Annotated in this window: 12 protein-coding genes and 1 tRNA gene; 6 read left to right on the top strand and 7 right to left on the bottom strand. The window is 71.7% G+C overall.

Features of this window, described 5'->3' with window-relative positions; translation table 11 throughout:
• Positions 1-30 precede the first annotated feature (30 nt).
• From GA0070564_RS12365 to GA0070564_RS12335, 7 genes are all read right to left on the bottom strand, one after another.
• Positions 31-1,137: a substrate-binding domain-containing protein gene (locus GA0070564_RS12365; RefSeq protein ID WP_091607933.1), complete on the bottom strand. Its 1,107-nt coding sequence runs from the start codon at positions 1,135-1,137 to the stop codon at positions 31-33.
• 51 nt (positions 1,138-1,188) lie between these two features.
• Entirely contained in the window at positions 1,189-2,487 is a 1,299-nt protein-coding gene (mmsB, locus tag GA0070564_RS12360; protein ID WP_091607929.1) for a multiple monosaccharide ABC transporter permease, read from the bottom strand.
• A complete protein-coding gene (mmsA, locus tag GA0070564_RS12355; protein WP_091607925.1) occupies positions 2,484-4,031 on the bottom strand; it encodes a multiple monosaccharide ABC transporter ATP-binding protein in 1,548 nt (515 codons plus the stop codon). The genes mmsB and mmsA overlap by 4 nt, the downstream gene beginning before the upstream one ends.
• Positions 4,032-4,392: 361 nt before the next feature.
• Positions 4,393-4,464 (bottom strand) — tRNA-Arg (locus GA0070564_RS12350).
• 169 nt (positions 4,465-4,633) lie between these two features.
• A complete protein-coding gene (locus GA0070564_RS12345; protein WP_091607920.1) occupies positions 4,634-5,329 on the bottom strand; it encodes a winged helix-turn-helix domain-containing protein in 696 nt (231 codons plus the stop codon).
• A 166-nt stretch (positions 5,330-5,495) separates the two neighbouring features.
• Complete coding sequence (locus tag GA0070564_RS12340) at positions 5,496-6,164, bottom strand: DUF305 domain-containing protein (RefSeq protein ID WP_091607915.1); 669 nt, start codon at positions 6,162-6,164, stop codon at positions 5,496-5,498.
• An 11-nt stretch (positions 6,165-6,175) separates the two neighbouring features.
• Positions 6,176-6,991 (bottom strand): thioredoxin-like domain-containing protein, encoded by an 816-nt coding sequence (locus tag GA0070564_RS12335; protein WP_091607911.1) that lies wholly within the window; start codon positions 6,989-6,991, stop codon positions 6,176-6,178.
• A 97-nt stretch (positions 6,992-7,088) separates the two neighbouring features.
• On the opposite strand from GA0070564_RS12335, the gene argS reads away from it, so the two are divergent.
• The 6 genes from argS (at position 7,089) to GA0070564_RS12305 (ending at position 17,193) form a co-directional block, all read left to right on the top strand.
• Positions 7,089-8,756 (top strand): arginine--tRNA ligase, encoded by a 1,668-nt coding sequence (gene argS / locus GA0070564_RS12330; RefSeq protein ID WP_091607908.1) that lies wholly within the window; start codon positions 7,089-7,091, stop codon positions 8,754-8,756.
• Positions 8,757-8,759: 3 nt separating this feature from the next.
• Positions 8,760-10,145 (top strand): diaminopimelate decarboxylase, encoded by a 1,386-nt coding sequence (gene lysA / locus GA0070564_RS12325; protein WP_091607905.1) that lies wholly within the window; start codon positions 8,760-8,762, stop codon positions 10,143-10,145.
• A gap of 8 nt (positions 10,146-10,153) precedes the next feature.
• Complete coding sequence (locus tag GA0070564_RS12320) at positions 10,154-11,467, top strand: homoserine dehydrogenase (protein WP_176730674.1); 1,314 nt, start codon at positions 10,154-10,156, stop codon at positions 11,465-11,467.
• A gap of 97 nt (positions 11,468-11,564) precedes the next feature.
• On the top strand, positions 11,565-12,614 hold the full coding sequence (gene thrC / locus GA0070564_RS12315; RefSeq protein ID WP_091607896.1) for a threonine synthase: 1,050 nt from the start codon (positions 11,565-11,567) through the stop codon (positions 12,612-12,614).
• A 99-nt stretch (positions 12,615-12,713) separates the two neighbouring features.
• Positions 12,714-16,115, top strand: a complete 3,402-nt coding sequence (locus tag GA0070564_RS12310) for an efflux RND transporter permease subunit (RefSeq protein WP_091607892.1) — start codon at positions 12,714-12,716, stop codon at positions 16,113-16,115.
• A 268-nt stretch (positions 16,116-16,383) separates the two neighbouring features.
• Positions 16,384-17,193 carry a polysaccharide deacetylase family protein gene (locus GA0070564_RS12305; RefSeq protein ID WP_091607889.1) on the top strand — a complete coding sequence of 270 codons (810 nt, stop codon included), beginning with the start codon at positions 16,384-16,386 and terminating at the stop codon, positions 17,191-17,193.
• The last annotated feature ends 8 nt before the right edge of the window (positions 17,194-17,201 follow it).

Raw genomic sequence — 17,201 nt, 5'->3', positions numbered from 1 at the left:
GACCCCCGTGTCACTGACTGTCCGTGCGGACTACTTGGTGAGCGGCCCGAGCTTCGGGTCGTTCGCGTACGCCTCGGCGGCGTTCGCCTTGGTCACGGCGACCGGCGGGAGCAGGTAGGTGTCGACGACCTTGCTGCCGTTGTTGTACGACTTCGTGTCGTTGATCTCCGGCTTCTCGCCGGCCTGCAGGGACTTCACCATGGCGACGGTCTGCTTGACCAGGTTCCGGGTGTCCTTGTTGATCGTCATGTACTGCTGACCAGCCATGATCGACTTCACCGACTCGACCTCGGAGTCCTGACCGGTGACGACCGGGGTCGGCTTGCCGGCGCCCTTGACCGAGGTCAGGATCGCGCGGGCCAGGGTGTCGTTCGGGGACAGGACGCCGTCCAGCTGCTTGGTGCCGTAGGTGGAGGTCAGCAGCTGGTCCATGCGGGCCTGCGCACCCTCGGCCTTCCAGCCCTGGATGGCGGTCTGCTTGACGTCCTTCTGGCCCGAGGCGACGACCACGTTGCCCTTGTCGATCTCCGGCTTGAGCACGCTCATCGCGCCGTTGAAGAAGACCCCGGCGTTGTTGTCGTCCGGCGAGCCGGAGAAGAGCTCGATGTTGTACGGGCCGGTCGGCTTCTTGGCCTTCATGCCGTCCAGCAGGGCCTGGCCCTGGAGCTGGCCGACCTTGTAGTTGTCGAACGCGACGTAGTAGTCCAGGTCCGGGGTGTTGGTGATCAGCCGGTCGTACGCGATCACCTTCACGCCGGCCTGGTGGGCCGCGGCGACCTGGGTCGACAGCTGCGCGGCGTCGGTGGCGCCGATGACGATGACCTTGGCGCCCTTGGTGACCATGGCGGTGATCTGGGCCTGCTGGTCGGCGACCGTGGTCGACGCGCCGGCGTACTGCACGTCAGCCTGGAAACCGGCCTCCTTGAGATCGTTGGTGAACAGGTCACCGGCGAGGACCCAGTTCTCCGAGGTCTTGGCCGGCAGGGCGACACCGATCAGGGAGTTGGCCGCGAAGCCCTTGGCGTCGCCGCCGGAGCCGCTGCCGGAGTCGCCGTCACGGCCGGAGCCGCAGCCAGCGAGGGCCAGCATGGCGGCGGCGCTGACAGCGACCACCGACGTGCCGAAGAATCTACGCATGAGGGGACTTGCCTTTCTGGAAGTGGAACGGGGTGGAGAGGTCGGTGGCCGTCAGCCGGACACCGCTGCCTTGGCGGGCTCGCGCTCCGCGTCCGGCGGTGAGGCGGGTGGGGCGGAGTCGTCGCGGCGGAACGGCCGCATCAGGCTCCCGATGACCGAGAAGCGCCCCTGGCTCTTGTTGTAGACGTCGATGGCGACGGCCAGCAGCAGGACCAGGCCCTTGATGATCTGGACGCGGTCGGTGCCGACGCCCATCAACTGCAGGCCGTTGTTGAGCACGGCCATGACGAGACCACCGACGATCGAGCCGCTGATGGTCCCGATACCGCCGGAGACGGCTGCGCCACCGATGAAGACCGCGGCGATGGCGTCCAGTTCCCAGCCGTTGCCGTCCTGCGGACCGGAGGCCGCCGAACGGGCCACGAAGATCATGCCGGCCAGCGCGGCCAGGACGGACATGTTCATCATGACGAAGAAGTTGACCCGCTTGAGCTTCACGCCGGACAGCTCGGCCGCCCGGGAGTTGCCGCCCACCGCGTAGATGTGCCGGCCACCGGCCGTGTTGCGGGTGTAGAAGGAGTACGCGATCACCAGCACCAGCAGGATGATCCCGGAGATCGGGAAGCTGGTGCCGACCCGGCCGCTGGCGAACCGCAGGCTGGCGAAGACGATCACGCCGACCATGACGGCCATCCGGAGCACCGAGATCCACATCGGGGCGGGGTCGGCGTCCATCTCCCGACGGGTCTTGCGGGCCTGGAACTCGCGCCACACGACGGCGACCGCGGCGGCCAGACCGAGCAACAGGGTCGCGTTGTTGTAGCCGGTGTTAGGGCCGAACTCGGGCAGGAAGCCCGAGCCGATCGTCCGGAAGCCCTCCGGCACCGGGATGGTGTTGGCGTTACCGATGTACTGGTTGCCACCCCGGAAGAGCAGCATCCCGGCCAGGGTGACGATGAACGCCGGCACCCCGATGTACGCCACCCAGAAGCCCTGCCAGGCGCCGATCGCGGCACCGACCAGCAGGCCGAACAGGATGGCGACCGGCCAGGGCAGCGACCAGTCGGTCATCGACTTGGCCACCAGGATGCCCGCGAACGCCGCGACCGAGCCGACCGACAGGTCGATGTGCCCGGCGACGATCACCATCAGCATCCCGATCGCCAGGATCAGAATGTACGAGTTCTGCTGGAACAGCGCGATCAGGTTGTCCGACCGAAGGGTCAGCCCGTCGGTCAGGATCTGGAACAGCACGACGATCGCCACCAGGGTGAAGATCATCCCGAACTGGCGAGCGTTGGAGGTGGTCCCTCCGAACAGGTTCTTCTGCAGGTCCTTCAGTCGGCTCATCGGTTGGCCATCTTCTTCGTCGAGGTCATCTGCTTCATGAGGTTTTCCGGGGTGGCGTCGGCCCGGGCGATCTCGCCGGTGATGGCGCCTTCGAACACGGTGTAGATGCGGTCGCAGAGCCCGATCAGCTCAGGCAGCTCCGAGGAGATGACGATGACGCCCTTGCCCTGGTCGGCGAGCCGCTGGATGATGCCGTAGATCTCGTACTTGGCGCCCACGTCGATGCCGCGCGTCGGCTCGTCGAGGATCAGCAGGTCCGGGTCGGTGAACATCCACTTCGCCAGGACGACCTTCTGCTGGTTGCCGCCGGAGAGCTTGGCGACGCCCTCGTCGACCGTCGGGGCCTTGGTCCGCAACTCCTTGCGGTACGACTCGGCCGCCTGGTATTCCTCGACCTCGCTCAGGACGCCGTGGTGGGAGATCTTGGACAGCTTGGCGGCCACCGTCGACGACTTGATGTCGTCGAGCAGGTTGAGGCCGATCGCCTTGCGGTCCTCGCTGACGTACGCGAGCCCGTGGGCGATCGCGTCCGCGACCGACTTCAGCACGATCTCCTTGCCGTCCTTGATGATCGTGCCCGACTCGAACACCCCGTAGGAGCGGCCGAAGACGCTCATCGCGAGTTCCGTGCGGCCCGCGCCCATCAGGCCGGCGAAGCCGACGATCTCGCCGCGGCGCACCACGAAGCTCTCGTTCTTGCAGACCTGCCGCTCGGCGGAGATCGGGTGTCGCACGTTCCAGTCGCGGACCTCGAAGAAGACCTCGCCGATCTTCGGGGTGTGGTCCGGGAACCGGCTGCCCAGCTCACGGCCGACCATGCCCCGCACGATCCGGTCCTCGTCGACCCCGTCCGCCTTGACGTCGAGGGTCTCCACGGTCCGGCCGTCGCGCAGGATGGTGATCTGGTCGGCGATCGCCTCGATCTCGTTCAGCTTGTGCGAGATCATGATCGAGGTGACGCCGCGCGAGCGGAACCCTCGCAGCAGGTCCAGCAGGTGCCTGGAGTCCGCCTCGTTCAGCGCGGCCGTCGGCTCGTCCAGGATCAGCAGCTTCACGTCCTTGGCGAACGCCTTGGCGATCTCCACCAGCTGCTGCTTGCCGACCCCGATGTCCTTGATCAGGGTGTCCGGGTCCTCCTGCAGGCCGACCCGGGCCATCAGGTCCAGGGCCATCCGGTTCGCGGCCTTCCAGTCGATCGCGCCCCGCTTGCGCGGTTCGTTGCCGAGGAAGATGTTCTCGGCGATCGACATGCCCGGAATCAGCGCGAGCTCCTGGTGGATGATCACGATTCCGGCGTTCTCGCTGGCCCGGATGTCGGCGAACCTGGTCTCCGCGCCCTGGTAGATGATCTGGCCGTCGTAGGTGCCGTACGGGTAGACCCCACTGAGGACCTTCATCAGCGTGGACTTGCCGGCACCGTTCTCGCCGCAGATGGCGTGGATCTCGCCGGCGCGCACCACCAGGTTGACGTCGGCAAGGGCCTTGACCCCGGGGAACTCCTTGGTGATGGAGCGCATCTCCAGGAGGGTGGGAGCCTCGCTCATCGTTTCACCGCCTCGCCAACGTCATGGAAGCCTCCGAACGCGTAAGAGCTTCATCTTTGATTTGTTGTTGACGGCAACGTATTGCGGCTGGGAGGCGGGTGGCAAGTGCTGGAGGGGTGTATCGCGTAACAATCCGGCAATACCGGTGGGCTGAGCGTCGCATCGTCCGGTCGGCGGGCCGGGACTTCCGCGGCCGGTTGTCGGTTTCTCGTGCCGGGTTCCGTCCCCGCCGCGCCGGACGCACCGGCGTCGGCGCCGCGAACGACTCGGCCGCCGACCGCCGGCCCGGTGCGACCAACGAGACGAGAAACACAGACGCCGAGGCTGGCCAGCCTCGGCGTCTTCGTGCGGAACGGTTGTGTGCCCCCGGCAGGATTCGAACCTGCGCCCCCGCCTCCGGAGGGCGGTGCTCTATCCCCTGAGCTACGGGGGCTCAGCGACCCGAGAAGAGTAGCAAACCCCCACCCGGAACTCCGAATCGGTATCCCCGCCCCGCGCGCCGCCCACCCGGCGCATCGATCATGAAGTTGGCGTCGGTGTGGATCTCCTCGGCGACGCCAACTTCATGATCGACGGGATGAGGCGGGGCGGGGGGTGGGGGGTCAGGCGGCGGCCAGGGTGCGGCCGCAGCTGGGGAGGGGGTGCAGGACGATGCGGCGGGGGAGGCGGCGGGGCCACTCGTTCCTGGGCCAGGAGCCGTCCACGATCAGGTGCACGGTCCGCTCCTCGGCACCGCTGAGCCGCAGCACGAAGTCGCGGGGGAGCGGCGGGTCGACCGACGGTGTGGTGATCATGAACCGGACCCGGCCCCGGGCGGAGACGGCGGAGATCACGTCGGCGGCCGGCATGGTGCCGCGCAGGCGTACCCGGCCGATCCAGTAGACCTCGGCCTGGTGCTCCTGGGCGGCCCGGGTGATCGCCGGGTACTCCAGGCGCGCCCAGCGCTCGACCGCGCCCACGCAGAGGCCGCAGGCCCGCTCCCGGGGCTCGCGCGGACCCAACCCCCAGGCCCGCAGGTACGCCCCGACCTCGCCCGGGTCCATCCCCTCGGCGAACCGACGTTGGATCAACGTGGTGAGGCTCTGCCGCGTCCAGAGCTCCTCGTCGAGGCCGAACTCGTCGGGGTAGGTGCCCCGCAGCGTGTCGATCAGTTCGAGTTCCTGTTCGCGACTGAGCGTTCCCGGCTCGCCCTGCCGCTGTCCGCGACGGACGGCTGCCACCGCCCCGTCACCGCCGATGGTGTGGCGTCGGCACCAACTGGTCACCGACCGCCGTGCGTCTCTGAGTGCAACCCCCACGTCCTGCGCAACGAGCCCGAATCGGAACTGGTCACGATATGTGGGTAGAAAAGTCTCCAACCCGTGTAATGGGTTTTAAGCCACCACACCGGCAAAGCTCTCTAAACGGACGAAGGCCGCATCCGGCACGGCGGATTGCGGCCTTCGGACGAGGTACGCGGGACGGTCAGCCGCCCAGCCGCTTGACCGCGGCGTTCATGTTGGCCAGGTCGGTCTGCTGGGTGTTCTTCATGACCTGGGCCACCCGGGTCACCTCCGGATCGCCACCGGCGTCCAGGATGCCGTCGATCATGTGCACCCCACCGAGGTGGTGCTGGATCATCATCTTCAGGAACATGACGTCGAAGTCGCGCCCCTTGGCGGCCTCGAGCTCCGTCATCTCCTCCGGGGTGGCCATCCCCGGCATCAACCCGTTCTTGACCAGGGCCGCGCCGTCCGGCATCCAGGCCATCGCCGGCTCCGAACCGGCCGGGTCCAGCCCCCACGACCGCAGCCAGGTCTGCATGGTGCCGATCTCGCCCTGCTGGCCGGTGGCGATGTCCACGCCGATCTGGCGTACCTCCGGGTCGGTGCCCTTCTGGAACGCCATCAGCCCCATGGCGACCGCCTGCGAGTGGTGGGTGGTCATGTCCCGGGCGAAGCCCGCCTCGGCCGAGGTGTCCCCCGGTCGGGTGAGCTTCGGGGTGAGCAGGCCGCCGGCGTACCCGAGGAGCAGCCCCACCACGACGGCGGCGGCCAACGCCAGGATGCCGAAGCGGCGCGCCGACCGCCGGTCACCGGAGCCGGTGACCGGGGTCTCGTCGGGCGCGTTCGCCGTCGTGGTGGGAGCCGTCATGACCTGCGTCCTCAGCCCTGGGTCTGGTCGGACATCTGGTTGCCCATGTCGCGCGGCGTGGTGCCGGTGGCGGTCACGCCCTGGGTGCACAGCGCGTTCGGGCCCTCGATCGAGGCGTTCACCCGCAGCGTCTTGATGAACTCGTCGATCCGCTTGTCGTCGGCGTTGTCGACCTTGAGCTGGTAGCCCCAGGCCTGCAGCGAGATCGGCTTGTCCAGCCCCTCGTACGGGCTGAGCATCAGCTTCTCCTTGCCGACGACCTTCTCCTTGAGCTTCGCCACCTGGTCGGCGGGGAGGTCGGGCCGGTAGGTGATCCAGACCGTGCCGTGCTCCAGGCTGTGCACCGCGTGCTCGTTGGCGATCGGGGCGTCGTAGACGTCGCCCATGCAGTTCTGCCAGGCCGGGTTGTGCGGGCCGGCCACCGGCGGGAGGACCGTGTACTTGACCGGGCCCTGCTGGTGGTTGCCGCCCTTGACCAGGTCCTTGTCCTTGTCGCGGTAGTCGACGATGCCCTTGATGTCGGCCGCCCGCTTCTCCCACGGCTTCGAGCCCTGCGCGGCCGCGTAGACGGCGTAGCCGACGATGCCCACGGCCAGCAGGCAGACGGCGGTGATCAGCGCGGTCGGCCCCCAGGCGCGGCCCTGGCTCACCTTCACCGGCGTGATCGGCTTGCGGCCCTTGCCGCCCGAGCCCTGCCGGGGGGTGCCCTTCCCGGCGCCCGGCTTGGCCGTCCGATCGCCAGCCGCAGGCCGGCCGGCCGCCGGCTTCTTGCCGGTGCTGACCACGGTCGGGCGGCGCTCCGGGCCGCCCGGGGTGCTGATGCTCATCGTGCCTCGTCAGGTCGGTCGGTCAGGGGAGTGGCGGCCGAAATGTCGCGCAGGGTCGCCGCCAAGTGCCCGAGTCTACCCCCGATAACATGGTTCGGTGACTCCTGCAGAACTCGCCGACGTCGTCCTCTCCGCAGCCCATGCCGTCTTCTCGGAGCGCGGGTTGGATCGATCCGCGCTGCCGGAGACCACCGCCGTGGAACGCCCGCGCAACCCCGATCACGGCGACTACGCCTCCACCCTGGCGCTCCAGCTGAGCAAGAAGGTCGGTGTGCCCCCGCGTGAGCTGGCCGCCGGCCTCGCCGAGCAGCTCGGCCGGGCGCCGGGGATCAAGTCGGTGGAGATCGCCGGGCCGGGCTTTCTGAACATCCGCCTCGACGCGGCCGCCGCCGGGCAGCTGGCCCGGGTGATCGTGGCGGCCGGCGCCGGGTACGGCGGCAGCGACCGGCTGGCCGGCGAGAAGATCAACCTGGAGTTCGTCTCGGCGAACCCGACCGGCCCGGTGCACATCGGCGGGGTCCGCTGGGCCGCCGTCGGCGACGCGCTGAGCCGGCTGCTCCGCGCCACCGGCGCCGACGTGGGCACCGAGTACTACTTCAACGACGCCGGCTCGCAGATCGACCGGTTCGCCCGGTCCCTGCTGGCCGCCGCGAAGGGCGAGCCGGCCCCCGAGGACGGGTACGGCGGCGCGTACATCGCCGAGATCGCCGAGGCGGTCCGCGGGATCCGCCCGGACGTGCTGGAGCTGTCCGACGACGCCGCCCAGGAGACCTTCCGGGTCGAGGGCGTGGCGCTGATGTTCGCCGAGATCAAGTCGTCGCTGGCGGCCTTCGGCGTCGAGTTCGACACCTACTTCAACGAGAAGGACCTGCACGACCGGGGCGAGCTGGACCTGGCGCTGAACCGGCTGCGGGAGCAGGGGCACCTCTACGAGTCCGAGGGCGCCACCTGGCTGCGCACCACCGACTTCGGTGACGACAAGGACCGGGTGCTGCGCAAGTCCAACGGCGAGTGGACGTACTTCGCCGCCGACTGCGCCTACTACCTCGACAAGCGCGAGCGGGGCTTCGAGCGGGTCGTGATCATGCTTGGGGCGGACCACCACGGCTACATCGGCCGGATGAAGGCGATGGCCGCGTGCTTCGGCGACGACCCGGAGCGCAACCTGGAGATCCTCATCGGCCAGCTGGTCAACCTGGTCCGCGACGGTGCCCCGGTGCGGATGAGCAAGCGGGCCGGCACCGTGGTCACCCTGGAGGACCTGGTCGACGCGATCGGGGTGGACGCGTCCCGCTACGCGCTGGCCCGCTACTCCAGCGACTCGCCGATCGACATCGACGTGGAGCTGTGGACCCGGGCCACCCGCGACAACCCGGTCTACTACGTGCAGTACGTCGCCGCCCGGACTGCCGGTGTCGCCCGCAACGCCGCCGAGGTGGGGCTGACCCGGGGCGCGGCCGACGACTTCCAGCCGGAGCTGCTCTCCCACGACAAGGAGAACGAGCTGCTCAAGGCGCTCGCCGAGTTCCCCGCCGTGGTGGCCACCGCGGCCGAGCTGCGCGAGCCGCACCGGGTGGCCCGCTACCTGGAGGAGAGCGTGGCCGCCTCCTACCACCGGTTCTACGACAACTGCCGGGTCCTGCCGCAGGGCGACGAGGAGGTCACCGACCTGCACCGCGCCCGGCTCTGGCTCAACGACGCCACCCGCACGGTCATCGCCAACGGCCTGCGCCTGCTCGGCGTCTCGGCCCCCGAGAGGATGTAGCACATGCGCGCGCACGAGGCCGGTGCCCTGCACGGCGACATCGGCAGCCGCGGGCCCTCGTGGCTGCGTACCCCGATCGACGTCAACTCCCTGGTGTCGGCCCTGTGGCCGCGCACCGTCGTCCGCGGCGCCGACGGCGCGCTCCGGGTCGCCGACCTGTCGGTCCAGGAACTGGCCCGGGAGTACGGCACCCCGGCGTACGTCCTGGACGAGGACGACCTGCGGGCCCGGGCCCGGGACTTCCGGGACGCCTTCGGCGACGCGGACGTCTACTACGCGGGCAAGGCTTTCCTCTGCCGGGCGGTGGTGCGGATGATCGCCGAGGAGGGGCTGCTCCTCGACGTCTGCACCGGCGGTGAGCTGGCCACCGCGCTGGCGGCCGGGATGGACCCGGCGCGGATCGCCTTCCACGGCAACAACAAGTCCGTGGCCGAGCTGACCCGGGCGCTGGACGCCGGGGTGGGGCGGATCGTCCTCGACTCGTTCACCGAGATCGACCGGCTCACCGCGCTGGCCCGCGAACGCGGGGTACGCCCCGGCGTGCTGGTCCGGGTGACCGTCGGCGTCGAGGCGCACACCCACGAGTTCATCGCCACCGCCCACGAGGACCAGAAGTTCGGCTTCTCGCTGGCCGGCGGGGCGGCCCTGGCGGCGGCCCTGCGGGTCCTCGACGACGACGTGCTCGACCTGCGCGGCCTGCACTCGCACATCGGCTCGCAGATCTTCGACACCAGCGGCTTCGAGGTCTCCGCCCGCCGGGTGCTCGGCCTCCAGGCGCAGATCCGCGACGCGCGCGGGGTGGAGCTGCCCGAGCTGGACCTGGGCGGTGGCTTCGGCATCGCGTACACCACCCAGGACGACCCGTCGTCGCCGCACGAGCTGGCCAAGCGGATGCGCCGGATCGTCGAGTCGGAGTGCGCGGCGGAGCGGCTGGCCGTGCCCCGACTCTCGATCGAGCCGGGCCGGGCCATCGTCGGCCCCGCCGTGTTCACCCTCTACGAGGTGGGCACGGTCAAGGACGTCGACGGGCTGCGGACGTACGTCAGCGTCGACGGGGGGATGAGCGACAACATCCGGACCGCGCTCTACGACGCGTCGTACTCGGCCACGCTGGCCAACCGGGCCTCGGCGGCGGAGCCGCTGCTCGCCCGCGTGGTGGGAAAGCACTGTGAGTCCGGGGACATCGTGGTGAAGGATGAATTCCTGCCCGCCGACGTGCAGCCCGGAGATCTTGTCGCGGTGCCCGGCACCGGTGCGTACTGCCGGAGCATGGCCAGCAACTACAACCACGTGCCGCGCCCCCCGGTGGTCGCCGTGCGTGCCGGACGGGCCCGGCTGATCGTCCGGCGGGAAACCGAAGAGGACCTGCTGACTCTGGATGTGGGATGACGTCACCTGTGCGTTTGGCGCTGCTCGGCTGCGGAACCGTCGGCAGTGAGGTGGTCCGGCTGCTGCACGAGCAGTCGGCCGACCTCACCGCCCGGATCGGGGCTCCGCTGGAGATCGCCGGCATCGCCGTACGCCGGGTCGGCCGGGACCGGGCCGGCCTGCCGGTCGACCCGGCGCTGTTCACCACCGACCCGCTCGGCCTGATCAAGCGCGACGACGTCGACGTGGTGGTCGAGATGGTCGGCGGGATCGAGCCGGCCCGCAGCTGGCTGGTGGAGGCGCTGCGCGCCGGCAAGAGCGTGGTCACCGCCAACAAGGCGCTGCTCGCCGAGGACGGCGCGGCCCTGCACGACGCCGCCGCCGAGGGCGGTGCCGACCTCTACTACGAGGCCAGCGTCGCCGGGGCGATCCCGCTGCTGCGCCCGCTGCGCGACTCGCTGCACGGGGACCGGATCAACCGGGTCACCGGCATCGTCAACGGCACCACCAACTTCATCCTCTCCGCCATGGACGCCACCGGCGCCGGCTTCGCCGAGGCGCTGGAGGAGGCCACCGAGCTGGGGTACGCCGAGGCGGACCCGACCGCCGACGTGGAGGGCTTCGACGCCGCCGCGAAGGCCGCCATCCTCGCCTCGCTGGCCTTCCACACCCGGGTCACCGCCGCCGACGTGCACCGCGAGGGGATCACCGAGGTGACCGCCGCCGACGTGGCCAGCGCCAGGGCGATGGGCTGCACCATCAAGCTGCTCTGCATCGCCGCCCGGGGGGTCGACGACACGGGCCGGGAGACGGTCAGCGTCCGGGTGCACCCGGCGATGATCCCGCTGGGCCACCCGCTGGCCAGCGTCGGTGACGCGTTCAACGCGGTCTTCGTCGAGGCCGAGGCGGCCGGGCAGCTGATGTTCTACGGCCGGGGCGCCGGTGGGGCGCCGACCGCCAGCGCCGTCCTCGGCGACGTGGTGGCGGTGGCCCGCAACCGGCTCGCCGGGGCCCGGGCGGCCAGCGAGTCCGCGTACGCGGACCTGGCCGTGCGGCCGATGGGGGAGGCGCTCACCCGCTACCACATCAGCCTCGACGTGGCCGACCGTCCGGGTGTGCTCCAGTCCGTCGCCGGGGTCTTCGCCCGGCACGACGTCTCCATCGCCACGGTCCGGCAGGGTCCGGCGGGTGGCGGGCCGGCCGGTCGGGGCGAGGACGCCGACCTGGTCATCGTCACGCACGTCGCGCCGGACGCCGCGCTGGCCGCGACCGTGGGCGAGCTGCGCGGGCTGGACATCGTCCGGTCGGTGGCCAGCGTGCTGCGGGTCGAGGGCGGGGCCTGAGGTGGGTCGTCCCGTCAGGTGGATGACCTCGGGTGCGGCCCCGGGCGGCCGCACCCCGTGAGCCACCCTGACGGGGGACGACGATAGGAGCAACGACATGTGGCGAGGACTGATCGACGCGTACCGGCACCGGCTGCCGGTCACCGACGCGACGCCCGTCGTCACCCTGCACGAGGGGAACACCCCGCTGCTGCCGGCGCCGGCGCTCTCCGCCCGCCTCGACTGCGACGTGTGGCTGAAGGTCGAGGGCGCCAACCCCACCGGCTCGTTCAAGGACCGGGGCATGACCGTCGCCGTGTCCAAGGCGGTGGAGGCCGGCGACAAGGCGCTCATCTGCGCCTCCACCGGCAACACCAGCGCCTCCGCGGCGGCGTACGCGGCCCGCGCCGGGATCACCTGCGCGGTGCTGGTGCCGCAGGGCAAGATCGCGCTGGGCAAGCTGGCCCAGGCGCTGGTGCACGGCGCCAAGCTGCTCCAGGTCAACGGCAACTTCGACGACTGCCTCGCGCTCGCCGGCAAGCTCGCCCAGGACTACCCGGTGGCCCTGGTCAACTCGGTCAACATCAACCGGTTGCACGGCCAGAAGACCGCCGCCTTCGAGATCGTCGAGGCGCTCGGCGACGCCCCCGACATCCACTGCCTGCCGGTCGGCAACGCGGGCAACATCTCGGCGTACTGGATGGGCTACTCCGAGGACGTGCACGACGGCAACGCCACCCGAGCCCCGAAGATGTACGGCTTCCAGGCCGCCGGGGCCGCGCCGCTGGTCGGCGGCAAGGTGGTGCCGGAGCCGTCCACCATCGCCACCGCCATCCGGATCGGCAACCCGGCCAGCTGGACCAGGGCGATCGACGCCCGGGACGCCTCCGGCGGGCTGATCGCCTCGGTCACCGACCGGGAGATCCTGTCGGCGTACCGTCTCCTCGCCCGCGAGGTGGGGGTCTTCGTCGAGCTGGGCAGCGCGGCCAGCGTGGCCGGCCTGCTCCAGCAGGGGGCGGCCGGTCGGGTGCCGGCGGGGTCCACCGTGGTCTGCACGGTCACCGGGCACGGCCTCAAGGACCCGGAGTGGGCGATCTCCACCGCGCCCGCGCCGGTCACCATCGCCAACGACCCGTTGGCGGCGGCCCGCTCCCTCGACCTGGCCTGAGCGCGCCGCCCCGTGCGGGGGCGGCGCGGGTGGCGAAGATCGGTTCCGGCACACTTTCCCCACCGAGCCGTCCCTTCCCCTCAGGAGTGAGCCGTCCCGATGTCGCTGCTCGCCAGATCCAGCCTCGCCAACCGGGGGCTCGTCGCCCTCATCGCGGTGGTGACCGCGGCGTTCGGGGCGTTCGCCGTACCGTCGTTGAAGCAGCAGCTCCTGCCCTCGTTGGAGCTGCCCGCCGCGTTCGTCGTGGCGGTCCAGCCCGGCGCCTCGCCCGAGGTGGTCGAGGCGCAGGTGACCGAGCCGATCGAGAACAGCCTCCAGGGCGTCCCGGGGCTGGAGAAGATCACCTCCACCTCGCGGGAGGGCTCGGCCACCGTCGTGGTGCAGTACACGTTCGGCACCGACGTGGACGACGTGGTCAACAAGATGCAGGCCGCGCTGGGCCGGATCGCCGGTCAGCTCCCGGCCGGCGTCGAGCCGCAGGTGCTCGCCGGCTCCACCGACGACCTGCCGGCCGTGGTGCTGGCCGCCTCCGGCGACGGGGACGAGCAGGCCCTCGCCGAGCGGCTGCGCCGGTCGGTCCTGCCGGAGCTGGAGGCGATCGAGGGCGTCCGCTCGGTGGCGCTGACCGGTGCCCGGGACCCGATCGTGGTGGTCCGGCCGGACCCGGCGAAGCTCGCCGCGAACCGGATCGAGCCCACCGCCATCGCCGAGCTGCTCCGCAGCAACGGCGTGGCGATCCCCGCCGGCACGGTCACCGACGGCAGCCGCTCCCTGCCGGTGCAGGTGGGTGGCCCGATCCGCTCGGCGGAGGAGCTGCGCGGGCTGGTCCTCAAGGTCGTGACGCCGCCCGCGCGACCCGCCCCGCCCCGGCCGCCGGCCGTCAAGCCGGTCGCCGGGAAGCCGGCGGTCAAGCCGGTCGCCGCCCCGCCGGCGCGCCGCGCGCCCGCCCGGGCGGTGACCCTCGGGTCGGTGGCCACCGTCACCGAGGAACTCGCCCCGGCCACCGCGATCACCCGTACCAACGGCCGGCCCAGCCTGGGCCTCGCCGTCACCGCCGCCCCGGACGGCAACGCGGTGACCATCTCGCACGAGATCCGGGACCGGCTCGCCGAGCTGAAGGACGCCGGTGGCGCCGACCTCGCCGTGGTCTTCGACCAGGCCCCGTTCATCGAGCGGTCCATCGAGAGCCTGACCACCGAGGGGCTGCTCGGCCTGCTGATGGCCGTGGTGGTCATCCTGGTCTTCCTGCTGTCGGTGCGCTCCACCCTGGTCACCGCGGTCTCCATCCCGCTGTCGGTGCTGGTCGCCCTGATCGCCCTCTGGGCCGGTGACTACTCGTTGAACCTGCTCACCCTGGGCGCGCTGACCATCGCGGTCGGCCGGGTGGTCGACGACTCGATCGTCGTGCTGGAGAACATCAAGCGGCACCTCGGCTACGGCGAGCCGAGGCGGGACGCCATCCTCGGCGCGGTCCGCGAGGTGGCCGGCGCGGTGACCGCCTCGACCCTCACCACGGTGGCCGTCTTCGCCCCGATCGCCCTGGTCGGTGGCTTCGTCGGGCAGCTCTTCGCGCCGTTCGCGATCACCGTCACGGTCGCCCTGCTGGCCTCGCTGCTGGTCTCGCTGACCGTGGTGCCGGTGCTCGCGTACTGGTTCCTGCGGGCTCCGCGGGCCGGTGTCGAGGACCCGGCGGCGCGCCGGGCCGCGCAGGAGCGGGAGCGGCGCAGCCCGTTGCAGCGGGCGTACCTGCCGGTGGTGCGGTTCGCCACCGGCTCCCGGCGGACCCGCTGGACGACCGTGGCGGTGGGACTGGTGGTGCTGCTCGGCACCTTCGGCCTCTCCCGCCAGCTGGAGACGAACTTCCTGGACGACTCCGGCCAGGACACGCTGAACATCAGCCAGCGGATGCCGGCCGGCACCGGACTGGCCGGCACCGACGAGGCGGCCAAGGCGGTCGAGGCCGTGCTGGCCCGGACCGCGGGCGTCGAGACGTACCAGGTCAGCATCGGTGGCAGCGACCGGCCGTGGGAGGGCGGCGGGGGCAACGACACCGCCAGCTGGTCGCTGGCCCTGGACGGCAAGCGCGACGCCCCGGAGGTACGCGAGGAGCTGCGCCGGGAGTTCGACCGGCTCGGCGCGGCGGCCGGCGAGCTGACCTTCGGGCGGGGCCAGGGCGGCGCCTCCGGCAACGAGCTGGAGGTGGTGGTCCAGGCGGGCGACCCGGAGGTGCTGAACCGGGCCGCCGAGGCCGCCCGGTCGGCGCTGGCCGGCACCCCGGGCGTCGCGGACGTGAGCAGCGGCCTGGCCGACCGGGTGCCCCGGCTGGACGTCGCCGTGGACCGGGTCGCCGCGGCCCGGTACGGGCTCAGCGAGGCGGCCGTCGGGCAGCTGGTCGCGCAGGCGTACCGGGGCACCCCGCTGGGCGAGGTGACCTTCGACGACGTGCCCCGGCAGGTGGTGCTGCGGACCACCGCCACCCCGCCGGCGACGGTGGCTCAGCTCAAGGCGCTGCCGGTGGGGCCGGTCAAGCTGGGCGCGGTCGCGAAGGTGACCGAGGCGCAGGGGCCGCAGCAGGTGACCCGGATCGACGGCGGGCGCAGCGTCTCGGTGACCGGTACGGCCACCGGCTCCAACCTGGGCGCCACCACCCGGGAGCTCCAGCAGCGGCTGGACGCGATCGACGTGCCGGGGGCGACGTTCACCGTCGGCGGGGCCAGTGCCCAGCAGAAGGACGCCTTCGGCGACCTGCGGCTGGCGGTGCTGGCGGCGATCGCCATCGTGTTCCTGATCATGGTGGCCACGTTCCGGAGCATCACCCAGGCGTTGATCCTGCTGGTCTCGGTGCCGTTCGCGGCGACCGGCGCGATCGGGCTGCTGCTGGTCACCGGGACCCCGCTCGGCGTGCCGGCGCTGATCGGCGTGCTGATGCTGGTCGGCATCGTGGTGACCAACGCGATCGTCCTGCTCGACCTGGTCAACCAGTACCGGGCGCAGGGCATGGGCGTGGCGGAGGCGGTGGTCGAGGGCGGCCGGCGCCGGCTGCGGCCGATCCTGATGACCGCCGTGGCGACCGTCTTCGCGTTGCTGCCGATGGCGTTCGGCCTGACCGGTGAGGGCGGCTTCATCTCCCGGCCGCTGGCCATCGTGGTGATCGGCGGCCTGATCAGCTCGACGTTGCTGACCCTGGTGCTGGTGCCCACGCTGTACGCGATGGTCGAGTACGCCAAGGAGTCGGTGCGGCGGCGCTGGGGCCGCGACACGACGGACGGTCCCGCCGGCGGGGCGGAACCGGCCGTCCGGGCCGAGGCGGCCCCGTCCGACGCCGGCACCTCGTCCGGGCCGGGGCCGTCGGGTGACGTGCCGGCGGCGACCCGCCCGGCGGGGGTCACCGTGCCGGCGCAGCGTTCCGCGCCGTCGGCCGCGCTGGTCGACGGGACGGACCAGTTCGAGGTGCTCCGCCTCCCGAGGAGCCGCCGCTCCCCGCTCCCGCCGACCGACTGACCCGCGTCGACGGTCACCGCTGGCAGATCGTGGCGGGGAGCGGCCCCCGCCGGGGTGGTTTCCCGCCACGATCCGCCGGAGGCGGCCCGGGCGGCTGGTCCGAGATCCGACTCATCACGTACGGTGAAGGCGCGCATACTGAAGGTTGGGGTGCCTTTCTCCCCATCATGGCCGGCGGGGCCGGTGCCCGGATCGCCGCGCGCGTCGGTCGCCGGGGACCTGCGGCGACGGGTGCCCGGCCATCCGCCGGTGGCAGAGCGGAGCGGGGATGTCGGACGAGGCGGGCCGGTGGGGGCGGCGGGCCCTGCTGCGCCGGACCGTCCTGCTGGCCGGCGGAGCCGCGGCCGGGGCGGTGGCCACCGCGGAGAGCAGCTGGATCGCCGACCGCCGACTGCCGTTGGCCGGGGGGCCGGCGAGCGCCACCCTGGGCAGCCGGTTCCAGCAGGTCGGCGCGGGCGCCGTCGCGGTCACCTGGGGGGTGCGGACGGACACCCCGCTGGTGGCGCTCACCTTCGACGACGGTCCGGGGCCACAGTGGACACCCATGGTGCTGGACACCCTGGACCGCCTCGACGTGCCGGCCACCTTCTTCCTGGTCGGTGAGCGGGCCCGCCGGCACGCCGACGTGGTACGCGGCCGGCTGGGCCGGCACGAGGTCGGCAACCACAGCTGGGCGCACCGGGATCTGGCCCGGATGGACGCCACCGCCGTCCACGACGACCTGCGCCGCAGCCACGACACCATCGCCGAGGTCACCGGGGTGGCGCCCCGGCTGCTCCGGCCGCCGTGGGGGCACCTCGGCGGTGCGGTGCTGCACGCCGCCGCCCGGCTGGACTACCGGTTGGTGCTCTGGACCCTCCAGATGGTGGAGGGCGAGTTCCCCGACGACCCGGCGGGACACGCCCGGCGGATCGTGGCCGACGTCCGCCCCGGGACCATCCTGCTGGCGCACGACGTCGGTACGCGACAGCGGCTGGTGGCGTTGGACGGGCTGCCCGACCTGATCGCCGGCCTGCGCGGTCGCGGCTACCGCTTCGTGACGGTTTCCCAACTCCTGCATGCCGGCGCCGAGGTCTGAGCCGCTAG

Source organism: Micromonospora mirobrigensis (assembly GCF_900091555.1).
GTDB lineage: Bacteria > Actinomycetota > Actinomycetes > Mycobacteriales > Micromonosporaceae > Micromonospora > Micromonospora mirobrigensis.
Note: the sequence above shows the minus strand (reverse complement) of the source record. Positions and strands in the feature narration are given on the sequence as shown.

Coding starts and splice junctions, on each gene's coding strand:
- GA0070564_RS12365 (WP_091607933.1), bottom strand. CDS start 1,137: ATGCGTAGATTCTTCGGCACGTCGGTGGTCGCTGTCAGCGCCGCCGCC.
- mmsB (WP_091607929.1), bottom strand. CDS start 2,487: ATGAGCCGACTGAAGGACCTGCAGAAGAACCTGTTCGGAGGGACCACC.
- mmsA (WP_091607925.1), bottom strand. CDS start 4,031: ATGAGCGAGGCTCCCACCCTCCTGGAGATGCGCTCCATCACCAAGGAG.
- GA0070564_RS12340 (WP_091607915.1), bottom strand. CDS start 6,164: ATGACGGCTCCCACCACGACGGCGAACGCGCCCGACGAGACCCCGGTC.
- GA0070564_RS12335 (WP_091607911.1), bottom strand. CDS start 6,991: ATGAGCATCAGCACCCCGGGCGGCCCGGAGCGCCGCCCGACCGTGGTC.
- lysA (WP_091607905.1), top strand. CDS start 8,760: ATGCGCGCGCACGAGGCCGGTGCCCTGCACGGCGACATCGGCAGCCGC.
- thrC (WP_091607896.1), top strand. CDS start 11,565: ATGTGGCGAGGACTGATCGACGCGTACCGGCACCGGCTGCCGGTCACC.
- GA0070564_RS12310 (WP_091607892.1), top strand. CDS start 12,714: ATGTCGCTGCTCGCCAGATCCAGCCTCGCCAACCGGGGGCTCGTCGCC.
- GA0070564_RS12305 (WP_091607889.1), top strand. CDS start 16,384: ATGTCGGACGAGGCGGGCCGGTGGGGGCGGCGGGCCCTGCTGCGCCGG.